We start from the raw sequence: 14516 nt of genomic DNA on the forward strand, positions 1-14516 counted from the left end.
ATTGACAATTTGTGAGGTAGCAATTTACTTAAAATCATTTTTTTATACTATTAGATTTAACAAATTTCTAGCACCTCTATTTATATAGTATATTATCGGGGGCGTTTGATCTACTCGGTAATAACAATACCATTTAATAATTCTTCGGCAACAGGCTTATATTCTTCTAAAAGGTTTTGAGATGTATATGCTAAAAATTGAACTGATCCTTCTTCATTCGAAAAATAGTACCCGTAATAAGAAATCTTTATTCCTTGCATGGTACCGTCCATCTGCATCAATAACATTTTCAATCCATTGACCATTCTGTATTCTTCTTTTACAACTTGTATGTCGGGAGCAATTTCTCTCCCATTTTCAAGCGCTAATTCTTTAAATGATTCCAGAGGAATTTCTACTTTTTCAGTAATAATTATAGCATATAAATCTTCTCCACGTAATTGAAGTTCGTACTCAGCATCATCATTATTAACCCCTTTTTTAAAAGACCATTTTTTGGGGTTTAACCAAAATCCTAATTTAGTACTGTTGCTTTTTAATAAGAAAGTTGATTTCTCACTTTTTTCGAATGTAGCAGGATTCGTAGTAATTTCTTTTTCAATTTCCTCTTCTTGATTTAGGTATTTCCATGTACCATCGGTATATAAAATTACTTCTTCACCAGTTTCTGTTACAGCTTTTGTTTGAGCTTGTAATGAACTAGTGATCAAAAGAATAATTATAGAAAGTAATGAGTAGTTGTTTTTCATTATTGTAGATGTTTATATTGTACAAATCTATTAGATTTTATTTTATAATTACACCAAATTTTTTATTTGTATTTCATTCCCATTAAAGTTAAAATAATCACCTATCTTTTTTCCTAATAGTAATTTTCCAATTGGAGTATTGGTAGCTATTGCGAAATACGTTTTATTGTCTATAATAATTTTCCCGGACGAAATGCTTAAGAAATAATTCCCTAGTGATGTTTCTATGATATTTCCTAATCGTATTACTTTAGAAGACGAGTATATATCAATTTTAGCTAAGGTTTCTTGAAGTTTTTGAACCTCTGCTAATTGTACTCCTGCTTTTTCTCTTTCTAATTGCAACATTGCTCTTCCAGTTTCATGTTTGTCACCCGCAGTACTTTTTGTCTCAGAGTTAAGAGATTCCTGAATATTAGCAATTCTATGTTCAATACGATTTAAGCGATCCTGTACAAACTGTTGACAATGATCATATAGCGTTTCTTTAATGTTTCCCAAAAAAATAGATTTAGAATTCTAATATAGAACAACTGTAATTATTGCACAAATATGAATTTCGTTTACTCAAAAAGAAGACTAATTTTAAATTAATAATTTTCTTCTTTAGTGGATTCACTAAAATTAAGTTTTGGGAAGAAAAACATCTACAATACCTTCTAGATATCTCATATGATTATATTTAAAATCGATAACTCTACAATTTTCTGCCACTATAGCAATTTCATCAATTAATATTCTTGGATCATCTTTAAAATAAATTTGAGTTTCCAGTGAATGATGCCCTTTAGCAGAAATTTTATAATGAAAATGCCTAGCTCTATATCCATATACACCTGGTCGTATAGTTTTTATTTTATAAGCTCCAGATGCGTCGGTAATAATACATCCTGTTAACGTTGTTTGGGATGGAAAATAAAAATTACCATCATTATGATACGCACCTGCATCGTCTGCATGCCAGATTTCTATTTTTGCATTTGGTACTATCTGTTTGTTTTTGGTAAAGATTTTTCCCGATATTATTATGGGAATTCCAGGTAGATTTTTGGTATTTAGATTTACAAATTGAGGTGATGTAGAGAAGTCAGAATATTGGGTAGCAAAGCTATTTTTTATCCCATTCGTATGTTGTAAAAAGGTATTATTTCCTGAATTGGTTTTCATAATAAAGAATTTTAAGGGATTTACTTTAAAACAAACCACTCGGATTTTACCCTACCATCTGGAGATATTTTTTCTACTTAGAAATAGAAAAAGCTCCATAATTACGCATCTGTAGGAGAATCCATTTTTTTCTTTTTTGTATATAATTAGATACTGGTTCTGCTAGATATTTTCGGGGATTAGGAAGTATTGCTGCTATTGCCGCAGCTTCATTTTTAGTAAGATCTTTTGCAGGTTTATTAAACCAAAATATAGCAGCAGCTTCTGCACCATAAATTTGATTTCCCATTTCTATGCTATTCAGATATATCTCCAAAATACGTTCTTTACTCCAGAAAGTTTCTATCAAAAAAGTAAAGTAACTTTCTAATCCTTTACGTACCCAACTTCGTTGAGGCCATAAAAAAACATTTTTAGCTGTTTGTTGGGATATAGTGCTAGCACCTCTTAATCGTTTCCCTGTTTTGTGTTCCCTAATTGCTTTTTCAATTGCTTTGGTGTCAAAGCCTCTATGTTCTAGAAAATGTTGATCCTCACTACAGATAACAGCAAGTTGTAAGTTTTTAGAAATATCGTTTAGGTCAATCCATTGATGTTCTATCGGAGTTTTTTCTACGGATTGAGCGTTTCTGATAATCATTAATGGCGTTACGGGAACATTGACCCATTTGTATATAAATACCCAGACTACACTAAGGATGAAGAAGGCTAAAAAACCTTTGAAAATCAAACGAAAGATTTTTTTCATAGTTAATCAGAAATTGATCTATAACAAATCTGCCAGTTCCATACCAACCTGACTTCCAATTGCTACGCCCATACCACCTAGCCGAACTCCGCAGAAGATATTATTGGATACTTGTTTGATAATAGATTTTTTTTGGGAACCAACCCCCATAATACCACTCCAGCGATATTCAATTTCGAAAGTTGTATCTGGTAAGATAGTATCTTTTAAAATCTTTTCTAGTTTTTGTTGTACTAATTTTGTTTGGCCTTGTTTAGTAGTTTCTTCGGCTTTAAAATCAAGATTTCTTCCTCCACCAAAAAGTATTCGATCATTAATGTTTCTGAAGTAATAATACCCTTTGTCTAAGTGAAATGTTCCTTTAATATTTAAGCCTTCAATTGGTTTGGTTATTATTACTTGTGCTCTTGCAGGCTTTACGTTTTCAATTCCCAATTGCGAGGCGAAACCATTGGTGGCGATTAGTACTTTATTAGAGGAAAACGTAAAATGATTTGTTTTTATTTCAACAGTGTTTTGATTTTCACTTAGACCTTCAACAATACAGTTATTTAATATCTTAACACCAGAGGTTTGAACTTTGTGAAGTAATGCGCTCATCATTTTACCGGTATCAATTTGTCCTTCAAATTGATTTTTGATATAATGCGGTTGAATATTTTTGAAGCTGAAAGTATTCTTTGTTTCTAAAAATACGTCATCTTTAAAAACTGGTGTTAACAGGGAGTTTATATCTGATATTTTAGAAATACAAGTCTCATATAAATTAGAATCGGCTTCTGTAAAAAGCTCATATCCTCCGTTATGTCGATAACTAATAGTGGAATCACCGAGATTGTCACGCAATAATTGAAGTCCATTTCTTCTTTTTTCGACTAACTCTATTACTTCTTCTTCAGAATGAGTCTTTAGATCATCCAGAATTTCGGAGATACTTCCAAAACAAGCGAAACCTGCATTTTTAGTACTTGCTCCATTAGGAAAAATACCTCGTTCTAATATAAGTATTTTAGCCTTTGGAAATTTTTCGTGTATTCTTATAGCACTGTTTAATCCAACAATTCCACTTCCTATGATCGTAAAATCGACATTAGATAACCATGTTTTATATTCCCAATAGCTAAAATCCATTATAATAAGTTCATAAAAAAAGCCTCATTACTGAGGCTTAATTGTTAGTTAGTTATCTTTTGGTTCTTCCATCTCAAAATCCTCCATAAACTTCGTGGTGTAATTTCCAGAAACATAATCTGGATGATCCATAAGTTGTCTATGAAATGGGACAGTAGTTTTTATTCCTTCTACTACAAATTCGTCAAGAGCTCTTTTCATTTTATTGATTGCTTCTTCACGAGTCTGAGCAGTGGTGATTAATTTAGCGATCATAGAATCGTAATTAGGTGGAATAATATATCCACTGTATACATGGGTATCTATACGTACTCCGTGACCACCTGGAAGATGTAAATTCGTTATCTTCCCTGGTGAAGGGCGAAAATCTTTGTATGGATCTTCTGCGTTGATTCTACATTCAATTGAGTGTAATTGAGGGTAATAATTCTTACCAGAAATTGGTACTCCAGCGGCAACTAGTATTTGTTCTCTAATTAAATCATAATCTACTACTTGCTCTGTGATTGGATGCTCTACTTGGATTCGAGTATTCATCTCCATAAAGTAGAAGTTACGATGTTTATCAACTAGGAATTCTACAGTTCCAGCTCCCTCGTATTTAATATATTCTGCGGCTTTAACTGCTGCTGCTCCCATTTCATCTCTTAATTCATCTGTCATGAATGGAGAAGGAGTCTCTTCAGTTAACTTTTGATGTCTTCGTTGTACAGAACAGTCTCTTTCAGATAAGTGACAAGCTCTACCATTACTATCACCTACAACTTGGATTTCGATATGTCTTGGTTCTTCGATAAGTTTTTCCATGTACATATCATCGTTACCAAAGGCTGCTTTACTTTCTTGTCTTGCAGATTCCCAAGCATTTTGTAAATCTTCTTCTTTCCAAACTGCACGCATACCTTTACCACCGCCACCAGCACTTGCTTTAAGCATTACCGGGTAGCCTGTTTCTTTAGCAACTTTTATACAGGTCTCGAAATCAGGAATTACACCTTCGCTTCCAGGAACACAAGGGACTCCCGCTTCAATCATAGTAGATTTGGCAGATGCTTTATCTCCCATTCTATCGATCATTTCTGCACTAGCACCAATAAACTTTATCTCGTGCTCTTCACAAATTTTAGAGAATTTAGCATTCTCAGATAAGAATCCATATCCTGGATGAATAGCATCCGCATTTGTGATTTCTGCAGCTGCTATTATATTGGACATTTTTAAGTATGATTCGCTACTTGGTGCTGGTCCTATACATACAGCTTCATCAGCAAAACGAACGTGTAAACTTTCAGCGTCAGCAGTGGAGTATACTGCTACGGATTTTATACCCATTTCTTTACAGGTTCTGATTACACGCATTGCAATCTCACCTCTATTGGCTATTAGAATTTTTTTAAACATAACGTTCTAAATTTAAAAATCTCAAATTCCATGTTCCAAATTCCATAGTATTGGATTTTGGGATTTGTCAATTGGAATTTTAAAATTGGGTTATGATGGGTCTATTAAAAATAATGGTTGATCAAATTCTACAGGAGAATTATCATCAGCTAAAATTTTAACAATTTTACCTGACACTTCACTTTCAATTTCATTGAAAAGTTTCATTGCTTCGATGATACAAAGCACGTCTCCTTCTTTAATTGTGTCTCCAACTTCTACAAAAGTTGACTTATCCGGAGATGGTTTTCTATAAAGTGTTCCTATGATAGGAGATTTTATAGTAATGTATTTAGAATCGTCTTCTTCCTTTGCTGCTGGTGTTTCTGCAACTGCAACTGGTGCATTAGTTTGTACTTGTGTTACAGGTTGTGCCGCTGGGACTGCACTACCTACAGGTATTTGTTGTACAATTGTTGTTTCTTTGTTGTCTTCTGAAGTTGTTCTGATAGTAATTTTTACATCTTCCATCTCTAACTTCACTTCGCTAGCCCCAGATTTGGCCACGAATTTGATTAAATTCTGAATTTCTTTTAAATCCATAATGTTGGGTATTGTGTGTTTTAGTTGTTTAGGAATTATAGGCCCATTTTAAGAAAATGGAACCCCAAGTAAAGCCTCCACCGAATGAGGCAAATACTATATTATCTCCTTTTTTGAGTTGTTTTTCGTAATCACTTAATAATAAAGGTAAAGTTGCTGAGGTAGTATTACCATATTTATGAATATTCATAAGAACTTTACTATCGTCTAGGTTCATTCTATTAGCAGTAGCATCAATAATACGTTTATTAGCTTGATGTGCAACAAGCCAATCTACATCATCTCCCGTAATATTATTACGTTCCATGATTTTGGTACTTGCGTCTGCCATATTAGAAACAGCGTACTTAAAAACGGATTTACCATCTTGTTGTACAAAATGTTGTCTGTTTGCTATTGTTTCTTCGGTTGGTGGTAAAATAGATCCTCCTGCTTCAATTTTTAAAAATTGACGACCTATTCCATCCGTTCGTAAATATTCGTCTTGTAGTCCTAATCCTTCTTCATTAGGTTCGAAAAGGGCTGCACCACCTCCATCTCCAAAGATGATACAAGTCGTTCGATCTGTATAATCAATGATTGAAGACATTTTATCAGCTCCGATTAGTAGTATTTTTTTATATCTTCCTGCTTCTATGTAACTGGCTGCGGTAGACATTCCGTATAAAAAGCTAGAACAAGCAGCTTGTAAATCATAAGAAAAGGCGTTTACCGCTCCTATCTCTGATGCAGCATATGCTGCTGTTGCTGCTACTGGAAGATCCGGAGTTGCAGTTGCAAATATTACCATATCTATCTCTTTGGGATCGAGATTTTTTTTAGCAATTAAATCTTCTGCTGCTTTTATACCTAAGAAAGAGCTTCCTTTGCCTTCTTCTTTAAGTATTCTTCGTTCTTTAATACCAGTACGAGTGGTGATCCATTCATCGTTTGTATCGACCATGGTTGCTAAAATATCATTAGATAACACATAGTCCGGCACATAAGCGCCTACAGCTGTGATAGCGGCTGTGATTTTACTCATATCTTGATTTTAGTTTCACCTGAATCTTTTATTTGGTTTCAGATGGAATTCGCTAATAACTCTGTTGCTTGCTCGCTTTTCAGGAATTAGCATCAATAAATTGCTTAGCTCATTTCGTTACTTGTTATACAAAACGCATAAAAAGTGGTTGAAAATACTAAATTACATGCAAATATGGCGCAAAATAATTGGATTTTGACACATATTCAACTAAAAACAAAAAAACTCTCACATTTGTGAGAGTTCTTGTTAGAATTTTAACAATATACTTAAGCTACTTCTTCTTCAGTATTGTCAATAATTACTTGACCACGGTAATATAATTTACCTTCGAACCAATGTGCTCTGTGGTATAAATGTGCTTCTCCTGTTGTAGGATCTGTAGCTATTTGTGGTACAGTAGCTTTATAATGTGTTCTTCTCTTATCTCTTCTTGTTTTGGAGATTTTTCTCTTAGGATGTGCCATTGCTTAGCTATTATTTATCGTTTAATAAGTTTTTTAATTTATCCCAACGAGGGTCAATTTCCTCGTTATCATTTTCTAATGTTTTCTCTTTCGGGCTTAATTCTTCTAGTTTTTCAAGTATATCAGATTCTAATGTTCCATCTTCGACACCAGGATGAACTCTTTTAGAGGGGACTCCTAATACAATAAGTTCATAAATATATTGTTGAACGTTGATTTCATATTCTCCGTAAGGAATAATAAGAATTTCTTCGTTCTCATTGTTGTACTCTTCTCCAAATTTAACAACTAAAAAGAATTCATTCTTAATAGGTAAATCAAAAGGTTCATTGGTGACATCACAATTAACATTTATGGTACCATTGGCCACAAATCCAAGCTCTAACATTGTAGTTTTTTTATTAAACTCCAAATCAACTTTAATTGCAGATGCATTAAATTCATCATACTCAAAATGTTCAAAGAACGTATTGCCAATCTGATACTCAAACTTGTGTAATCCTTGCTTCAGTCCAACAAAAGGGATATTAAACTCTTTTAGTGGTTTCATTTCATCATCAGTTTTGAGTCTCTGCCAATTCGGCAAAGGCGGGTGCAAAGATAACAAAAAATCGTTATGAATGCATTTTTGTAAATAAAATTATATCAGAAAGTTAGTCTCTGACAATGTTTTAGCTCTTAAGTATAGGTATACTCAATTAATTTTCTTTTTAATTATTGTTCTTTGTTGCCTTTATATTGGGGTTTTCGAGGTTGTTTCTTTAACGGGTTTTTTGTTAGTTCTTTGTACTCATTTCTGTTTTTGAAAATTTTCAAAGCCGCAAACACAGCCTCTTTAAAGGATCCATTATCAGCTTGATTTTTTCCTGCAATTTCAAATGCAGTCCCATGATCGGGTGATGTTCGTACTTTGTTCAAACCAGCTGTATAGTTAACACCTTTCCCAAAAGATAATGTTTTAAAAGGAATTAAACCTTGATCGTGATAAGATGCAACAATTGCATCGAATGTTTTATAACTATTTGAACCAAAAAAGCTATCTGCAGCATAAGGTCCGTATACTAATTTGCCAGATTCATTTATTTTCTTAATCGTAGGTTTTAGAATTTCTTCATCTTCTTTTCCTATGACACCATTGTCTCCACTATGAGGATTAATTCCTAAAATTGCTATTTTTGGTTTACTAATACCAAAATCTTGTTTTAAGGTAGTATAAATGGTATTAACTTTTTGCTCAATAAGTTTTGGAGTTATCGTATCAGTAATGTCCTTAACCGCTACATGATCTGTAAGTAAACCAACTTTTAATGTATCCGTAATCATGAACATTAAGCTGTTTCCCTCTAATTCTTTATCTAAATAATCCGTATGTCCAGGGAAACTAAAATCTTCTGATTGTATGCTATGTTTGTTGATAGGAGCGGTTACAAGTACATCTATTTCGTCATTTTTTAATGATTTGGTAGCGGCTTTCAGTGATTTTATAGCATACGCCCCAATTTTTTCATCTTCTTGTCCAAAATTAATATCAACTCCTTCTTTCCAGACATTTAAGACATTTATTTTACCATCTATAATTTGGGAAGTTTTATCAATTCCATGAAGGTTAACATTAATATTATATTTCTTTTTAAGAAAAGAAAGAATTTTAACGGATGCAAAAATTACAGGAGTGCAGAAATCAAGCATTCTAGAATCTGCGAATGTCTTTAGAGCGACTTCACTTCCTATGCCGTTTAGATCACCTATTGATATACCTAATCTTATTTTTTCTTCTTTCTTCATTATAATCTACTTTATAAGTATTTTTGAAATCTAAAAAAAGATCTCAAATTTTGAGCTCACAAATTTAACTAAATAATTCGCATTTATGTTTACAGGAATCATCGAAGAATTGGGAACAGTTACTAATCTAAAAATTGATCAAGAAAATTTAGATATTACAGTTCGTGCGAATTTTACTTCAGAATTAAAAATTGATCAGAGTGTTTCCCATAATGGAGTTTGTCTTACTGTTGTTTCTATTTTAGATGACACTTATACTGTTACTGCTATTAAAGAGACTTTAGAAAAAACTAATTTAAATGATCTTACAGAAGGAAGTATTGTGAATCTAGAAAGAGGAATGAAACTTGGTGCTAGATTAGATGGCCATATTGTTCAAGGGCATGTAGATCAAACTGCGGTTTGTAATAATATAAAAGAGACAAATGGGAGTTGGTATTTTACTTTTGAATATGATCCTTTGCTAAATAATATCACGATCGAAAAAGGTTCTGTTACTGTTAATGGAGTTAGTTTAACTGTGGTGAATTCTAAAAAGAATGAATTTAGTGTAGCTATTATCCCGTTTACATATGAACATACTAATTTTAATACTTTTAATGTTGGTACTGTGGTAAATTTGGAGTTTGATGTTATCGGTAAATATGTGAAAAGAATTACAGAATTGGGTTAGGTAATAGTTAAGAAAATGAAGGAAAGAATTTTAATGATACTAGCTTTTTTGTCACTTCTTTCTTGTGATGAGACAAGTGAAGTTCTTTATAAAGATAGTTTCGAGGCATATTCTGTTGGAGAAACACCAAGTGATCCTTGGGAAAAGACTGGTAATGGAATTGCTGTTATTGATGATATCAAATCGTTTAGCGGAAATAAATCTGTTCATTTTGTAACTGGAGAAGGATATAAGAACCGCGCTTTTTTAGGGGTCAATCATATTTTTCCATTAAAAAATAATGCATATTACGGTAGTCTAAAAATGTATGTTGAAGAGGCTTCTCCTAACGGAATCCACTGGACAATGATCCAGAGTTCAGGTAAGGTAAAAGGTGAAGATTATTCTTCGGAAATTAGATATGGTGGTCAGCATAATAAAAAGTTGATGGCTAATTATGAAACACAAGGAGTAAAAAGTGATTGCTGGAAGCATTCTGATATAGAAATACCAGAGGGTAAATGGTTTACGCTACAATGGTATTTTAATGGAAATAGAGATACAATGCGGTTATGGTTGGATGGAGAATCAATAGAGTCTCTAACTGTGGTAGGTAATGGAGAAGGTTGTGTAGAAAATGATACTAATGGTCAATGGAAATTCCCGATAATAGAAAATGTACTACTAGGTTGGGTCGATTATCAAACCGGCGGTGGAACAAGAAATATCTGGATTGATGACTTGATCATATCTTTAGAAAAGATAGATTAATAATTAATTTAATAAGCCTTTATTGAATTATGGAATTACTCCAGTCTGATTAAAAATCTGACATATAAATAAATGATATTTCTTAACTAGCAAGAATCGTATCTATTTTTTCTACTTCATTAAATCGAAAAAGAGAGAAAGTTTCTTCATCTATTTTTAAAATTACGCCTCCTAAATCTTTAACATCGGCGCACGATTTAAAATCTAATACTTTACCAAAATGTTGGCTTTTAGTATCAATTACTTTATACTGCATAATCACAAGTTTTGATTTGTATTCCCTTATATCATTATAGTTGTTCTTTCCCCAAAAAACATACCATAATGTAGTGATCCTAGATTGTAAATCTAATATGAGTGATTCAAATTTAAAAATTATTTTATCAGGTTTTATTAACAATATTGTTTTAATGCTTTGATTTTCAGCTTAAATCTGCTCGAAATGGTATAACAATAGTTAGGATTTGGTTAATTTTTTAAATCTAAGGTTTCTTTGTTTTATCTTGGTATTAAAGTTGTTGGATAAATATAAATCTCTAAAAACTTTGATCTTATCATAGATAGATAATCGATGGGCTAACATTGTTGTTTCAATGTAATTACTAAATAAAATGGCTTTATTAATCTTAGAAATATGAATATGCGCAAATTATTATTTTTAATTTTTTTTGGGTTTCTTCCTATACTAGTTTTTTCACAATACAACATTAGGATAGAGGCTTATATAATTGATCAGCAAACAAATCAGCCTATTCCATATGTGAATATAGGATTCGTTGATAATGGAATAGGAACAGTGAGCAGAGAAGATGGTTGGTTTCAGTTATTATATGACGAAGGGAGAATTCCTAAAACAGCTACCATACAGATCTCTAGTATTGGATATAAAACATTGAGTTTTTCGGCAAATAGATTTTATAATTTATTAACTAAAGACAATAAAATTTATTTAAAACCAGATGTACAAGCTCTCGAGGAAGCAGTAGTTATTGCTGATAGAAGTATTAAAGATTCCTTAGGGTACTACTCTTACAACGCGAATCTAATGGCTTACTGGAAGGATAAGCAGGCACTTGGTGGAGAAATAGGCTCATTTATAAAACTTAGAAAAAAGAGAAGTACGAAAATTCAAAAGTTAAAATTTAATATCCTCGAGAATACCGCAGATAGTTTGTTAGTGAGGGTAAATGTTTACGATGAAAAAAGAGGGAAGCCAAATAACAATTTACTTCGTAATAATATTTATCATACAATTTCTAAGAAAGGTGGAGAAGAAATCATTGATTTGTCGGCCTATAACATCAGAGTGGATGATGATTTTGTAATGTCATTAGAACTTATAAAAGTATATGGTGATGACATACAATTTGCAATAACAGCCAGTGAATATGGCAAAGCTTATTTGCGATATGTAAGTCAAGATGCTTGGAAGCGATTGTATAAAAAAGGAATAGCATTTAAGGTAGAAACATCCTATTTAGAATCACAAAAAGAAACAAAAGAAAGACAGAAACCACAGCATATAACAGTGTATTGGGATGCTTCTTTATCAATGAGGAATAGAGATCTAGAAGCTGAAAAGAAAATATTAGAAAAGTATTTAACTAATTTAGAAGAGGTAAGAGTAGACTTAATTCCGTTTACAAATCGTCTTCATGATAAACAAACTTTTGATATTAGAAAAGGTAAGAGTAAGGAGTTGATAAAGGCTGTCGAAAATATTACTTATAATGGTGCGAGTAATTTTTCAAATTTGTTTCCCGAAAACCTTGATACAGATCAACATTTGGTCTTTACTGATGGTTTAGCGACTTATGGAGGGCATCAAACGAAATATGAAGTTCCTATTTTTTACATAAACAGTAAAGATAAGGGAAATCATATTACGCTTCAGGAAGCAAGTCAATATAGTGAAGGCTATTATCTACATCTTCCTAAAATGAGCACAACTCAGGTTCTTACATATCTATTAAAAGATAGTATTGATGTTTCTGTATACAATAAACAAAGCACGGAAGACTTTGTTTCTGGAGAAGTTTTCTCTGATCAAAGTCCAGTTCAAGGTTGTACTGTTCGGGTAAGAGGCTCTCTGATAGAAGCTGAAACCGATGCCGACGGAAAGTTTTTAATCGATGCCAAAAGTGGAGATGTTTTAGTTTTTGAGCATTTTGGTATGGTTAAAAAAGATATAACACTATCGCAAGCAAAAGATGTGAAAGTAGATTTGGTTTCTAAATATGATAGATTGGATGAAGTAAATCTACAATCTAAGAAGTCAAGCGGTGGAGAAGAAATTGTAAATAGAGGAGATCAAAAAGTAAATAAAAGAAGGTTAGGAAGTGCTAATTATGTTTTAGAACAAGAAGACTTTCCAAAGTCGGCAATTTTTTTATCTGATATTATTCGAGGTAGATTCCCTGGTGTTCAGGTGATTGGAGATGGAGACCGAGTAGTATATCGAATACGAGGTAGAAGGTCTATTAATTTAGAAATTCCACCCTTATTTGTGGTAGATGGTGTTCAGTACACAAGACCTCCGGAGTTTTTACAACCTTTTATTATTAAAAGTATTTCTGTAATTAGTGGTATGTCTGGTACTGTCAGGTATGGTGCTTTGGGAGCAGGAGGTGTTTTTATTATAGAAACCAAACTAAATTCTCCCGATTTTGGTCCAGATGATGAAGCAAATTCTCTATTAGTAAAAGGAAATGATTATAATGAATCAGTGCTTTTGTTAGATGAGAATAAGAATAAGCCAACATATCTGAACGATTTATGGAATAGTGCAACGTACAACGAAGCGCTAGCTTCTTATTATGAATTAAGAGATACTTATTTCACTGATATTTCATTTTATCTTCAGGCAGCAGAATATTTTACTATGTGGAATGAAGACTTTTCTAAAGAAGTTTTGTCTAATATAGCCGAGATAGGGAATTATAATTACAAAGCAATGCGTGCATTGGCGTTTAAGCTAGAGGAAACAAAACAGATGGATAAAGCCTTGCTAGTTTATGAGAAGTTGCGAGAACTAAAGCCTAATTATGCACAATCATATTTGGATCTGGCTAGAATTTATACAGAAAATGCAAATTATGTAGAGGCTTTTGATCTGTATAAAGAAATGCTTGCCAATAAGAATGATAATGTAAAGTTTGATGGTGTTTGGAAGCAATTAACTTCACAGCTACAGAGTTTTATGAATAATCATAGAGCTCAGGTATCTTACACAGATATTCCTGAAGCTTATTTGAGAGTTAAAAGTTCTCCAGTTCGAATTGTTTTCGATTGGAATGATCCTAATGCAGCTTTCGAACTTCAGTTTGTAAATCCTGAAAATAAATATTTTAAATGGTCTCATTATTATGAAAACCAACCGGAAGAATTATTAAAAGAGTTAGAACAAGGAATTACTTCTAAAGAGTTTATACTGGATAAAAAATTTCAGGGAAAGTGGATTGTAAATATCAAATATTTGGGAGAAGTCACTTCATCTTTAAATCCTGCGGTAATGAAGTATACTATTTATCATAATTATGGATTACCAGAAGAGCGCAAAGAAGTGAAGTTTATCAAGTTATATGATCAAAAAGAAAAAGTAAGCCTAGATAGGTTTGAGATATAATCAATGATATTGTTGAAATTAGCGATTAATAAAAAAGCTCTGGTATTTACCAGAGCTTTTTTATTTTAAGAAATTAAACTTGATATTCTTTTCGTGTTTTCTTAAAAATCTAGCGGTATAAAAAACAACAAATCTTTAGGTTATAAAATGGGTTGTAGCCAACACTTTTGTACTACCATATTAGTAGAAACCTCAATGGTATTAGCCAAAGATTTTTTAATTATTCCTTCACCGTAAAAAAAATCAAAATGGAAGTTTTTTCCTTCAATTTTGGTATTATAATTGATAGTGTTTAATAGTTCTTGTATGGACAAATTTGGGGGCAAAACCTATAGGCAAAAACTGTATTCCTAGCATGTCAATTTGAAGAAGAGGTTTTGTAGAATCCGTATTAATAATTTCTAAAATGATATT

Annotated in this window: 15 protein-coding genes; 3 read left to right on the forward strand and 12 right to left on the reverse strand. The window is 32.4% G+C overall.

Going from position 1 to position 14516, the window contains the following annotated elements; genetic code table 11:
- Nucleotides 1-110: 110 nt before the first annotated feature.
- From NMK29_RS21810 to pdxA, 11 genes are all read right to left on the reverse strand, one after another.
- Nucleotides 111-749, reverse strand: coding sequence for a hypothetical protein (locus tag NMK29_RS21810; RefSeq protein WP_108804744.1), 639 nt, complete (start codon nt 747-749; stop codon nt 111-113).
- Between the two features lie 48 nt (nt 750-797).
- On the reverse strand, nt 798-1250 hold the full coding sequence (locus NMK29_RS21815) for a 3-oxoacyl-ACP synthase (protein ID WP_108804745.1): 453 nt from the start codon (nt 1248-1250) through the stop codon (nt 798-800).
- A 123-nt stretch (nt 1251-1373) separates the two neighbouring features.
- Nucleotides 1374-1916: a hypothetical protein gene (locus NMK29_RS21820; protein ID WP_108804746.1), complete on the reverse strand. Its 543-nt coding sequence runs from the start codon at nt 1914-1916 to the stop codon at nt 1374-1376.
- A 73-nt stretch (nt 1917-1989) separates the two neighbouring features.
- Nucleotides 1990-2664 carry a monofunctional biosynthetic peptidoglycan transglycosylase gene (gene mtgA / locus NMK29_RS21825; RefSeq protein ID WP_108804747.1) on the reverse strand — a complete coding sequence of 225 codons (675 nt, stop codon included), beginning with the start codon at nt 2662-2664 and terminating at the stop codon, nt 1990-1992.
- An 18-nt stretch (nt 2665-2682) separates the two neighbouring features.
- A complete protein-coding gene (locus NMK29_RS21830) occupies nt 2683-3795 on the reverse strand; it encodes an FAD-binding oxidoreductase (RefSeq protein WP_108804748.1) in 1113 nt (370 codons plus the stop codon).
- 48 nt (nt 3796-3843) lie between these two features.
- Nucleotides 3844-5196, reverse strand: coding sequence for an acetyl-CoA carboxylase biotin carboxylase subunit (gene accC, locus NMK29_RS21835; RefSeq protein WP_027394688.1), 1353 nt, complete (start codon nt 5194-5196; stop codon nt 3844-3846).
- Between the two features lie 90 nt (nt 5197-5286).
- Nucleotides 5287-5778: an acetyl-CoA carboxylase biotin carboxyl carrier protein gene (gene accB / locus NMK29_RS21840; RefSeq protein ID WP_108804749.1), complete on the reverse strand. Its 492-nt coding sequence runs from the start codon at nt 5776-5778 to the stop codon at nt 5287-5289.
- A 28-nt stretch (nt 5779-5806) separates the two neighbouring features.
- Nucleotides 5807-6802: a beta-ketoacyl-ACP synthase III gene (locus NMK29_RS21845; protein WP_108804750.1), complete on the reverse strand. Its 996-nt coding sequence runs from the start codon at nt 6800-6802 to the stop codon at nt 5807-5809.
- Nucleotides 6803-7071: 269 nt separating this feature from the next.
- Nucleotides 7072-7269: a 50S ribosomal protein L32 gene (rpmF, locus tag NMK29_RS21850; RefSeq protein WP_027394691.1), complete on the reverse strand. Its 198-nt coding sequence runs from the start codon at nt 7267-7269 to the stop codon at nt 7072-7074.
- Nucleotides 7270-7279: 10 nt separating this feature from the next.
- Nucleotides 7280-7819, reverse strand: a complete 540-nt coding sequence (locus tag NMK29_RS21855; protein ID WP_108804751.1) for a DUF177 domain-containing protein — start codon at nt 7817-7819, stop codon at nt 7280-7282.
- A gap of 164 nt (nt 7820-7983) precedes the next feature.
- Nucleotides 7984-9054 carry a 4-hydroxythreonine-4-phosphate dehydrogenase PdxA gene (gene pdxA / locus NMK29_RS21860; protein ID WP_108804752.1) on the reverse strand — a complete coding sequence of 357 codons (1071 nt, stop codon included), beginning with the start codon at nt 9052-9054 and terminating at the stop codon, nt 7984-7986.
- Nucleotides 9055-9139: 85 nt separating this feature from the next.
- On the opposite strand from pdxA, the gene NMK29_RS21865 reads away from it, so the two are divergent.
- Together NMK29_RS21865 and NMK29_RS21870 are read left to right on the forward strand one after the other, a co-directional pair.
- Complete coding sequence (locus NMK29_RS21865; protein WP_108804753.1) at nt 9140-9727, forward strand: riboflavin synthase; 588 nt, start codon at nt 9140-9142, stop codon at nt 9725-9727.
- Nucleotides 9728-9742: 15 nt separating this feature from the next.
- Complete coding sequence (locus NMK29_RS21870; RefSeq protein WP_108804754.1) at nt 9743-10477, forward strand: hypothetical protein; 735 nt, start codon at nt 9743-9745, stop codon at nt 10475-10477.
- Between the two features lie 82 nt (nt 10478-10559).
- Here the strand turns inward: NMK29_RS21870 and NMK29_RS21875 are convergent, their stop codons facing one another.
- Nucleotides 10560-10733, reverse strand: coding sequence for a hypothetical protein (locus NMK29_RS21875; protein ID WP_155839739.1), 174 nt, complete (start codon nt 10731-10733; stop codon nt 10560-10562).
- Nucleotides 10734-11117: 384 nt separating this feature from the next.
- Between NMK29_RS21875 and NMK29_RS21880 the strand changes: the two genes are divergently transcribed.
- Complete coding sequence (locus tag NMK29_RS21880) at nt 11118-14102, forward strand: carboxypeptidase-like regulatory domain-containing protein (protein WP_159092312.1); 2985 nt, start codon at nt 11118-11120, stop codon at nt 14100-14102.
- Nucleotides 14103-14516 lie beyond the last annotated feature (414 nt).

This window comes from Aquimarina sp. Aq107 (assembly GCF_943733665.1).
GTDB lineage: Bacteria > Bacteroidota > Bacteroidia > Flavobacteriales > Flavobacteriaceae > Aquimarina.

Coding starts and splice junctions, on each gene's coding strand:
- NMK29_RS21810 (WP_108804744.1), bottom strand. CDS start 749: ATGAAAAACAACTACTCATTACTTTCTATAATTATTCTTTTGATCACT.
- NMK29_RS21820 (WP_108804746.1), bottom strand. CDS start 1,916: ATGAAAACCAATTCAGGAAATAATACCTTTTTACAACATACGAATGGG.
- mtgA (WP_108804747.1), bottom strand. CDS start 2,664: ATGAAAAAAATCTTTCGTTTGATTTTCAAAGGTTTTTTAGCCTTCTTC.
- NMK29_RS21830 (WP_108804748.1), bottom strand. CDS start 3,795: ATGGATTTTAGCTATTGGGAATATAAAACATGGTTATCTAATGTCGAT.
- accC (WP_027394688.1), bottom strand. CDS start 5,196: ATGTTTAAAAAAATTCTAATAGCCAATAGAGGTGAGATTGCAATGCGT.
- accB (WP_108804749.1), bottom strand. CDS start 5,778: ATGGATTTAAAAGAAATTCAGAATTTAATCAAATTCGTGGCCAAATCT.
- NMK29_RS21845 (WP_108804750.1), bottom strand. CDS start 6,802: ATGAGTAAAATCACAGCCGCTATCACAGCTGTAGGCGCTTATGTGCCG.
- rpmF (WP_027394691.1), bottom strand. CDS start 7,269: ATGGCACATCCTAAGAGAAAAATCTCCAAAACAAGAAGAGATAAGAGA.
- NMK29_RS21855 (WP_108804751.1), bottom strand. CDS start 7,819: ATGAAACCACTAAAAGAGTTTAATATCCCTTTTGTTGGACTGAAGCAA.
- pdxA (WP_108804752.1), bottom strand. CDS start 9,054: ATGAAGAAAGAAGAAAAAATAAGATTAGGTATATCAATAGGTGATCTA.
- NMK29_RS21865 (WP_108804753.1), top strand. CDS start 9,140: ATGTTTACAGGAATCATCGAAGAATTGGGAACAGTTACTAATCTAAAA.
- NMK29_RS21870 (WP_108804754.1), top strand. CDS start 9,743: ATGAAGGAAAGAATTTTAATGATACTAGCTTTTTTGTCACTTCTTTCT.
- NMK29_RS21875 (WP_155839739.1), bottom strand. CDS start 10,733: ATGCAGTATAAAGTAATTGATACTAAAAGCCAACATTTTGGTAAAGTA.
- NMK29_RS21880 (WP_159092312.1), top strand. CDS start 11,118: ATGCGCAAATTATTATTTTTAATTTTTTTTGGGTTTCTTCCTATACTA.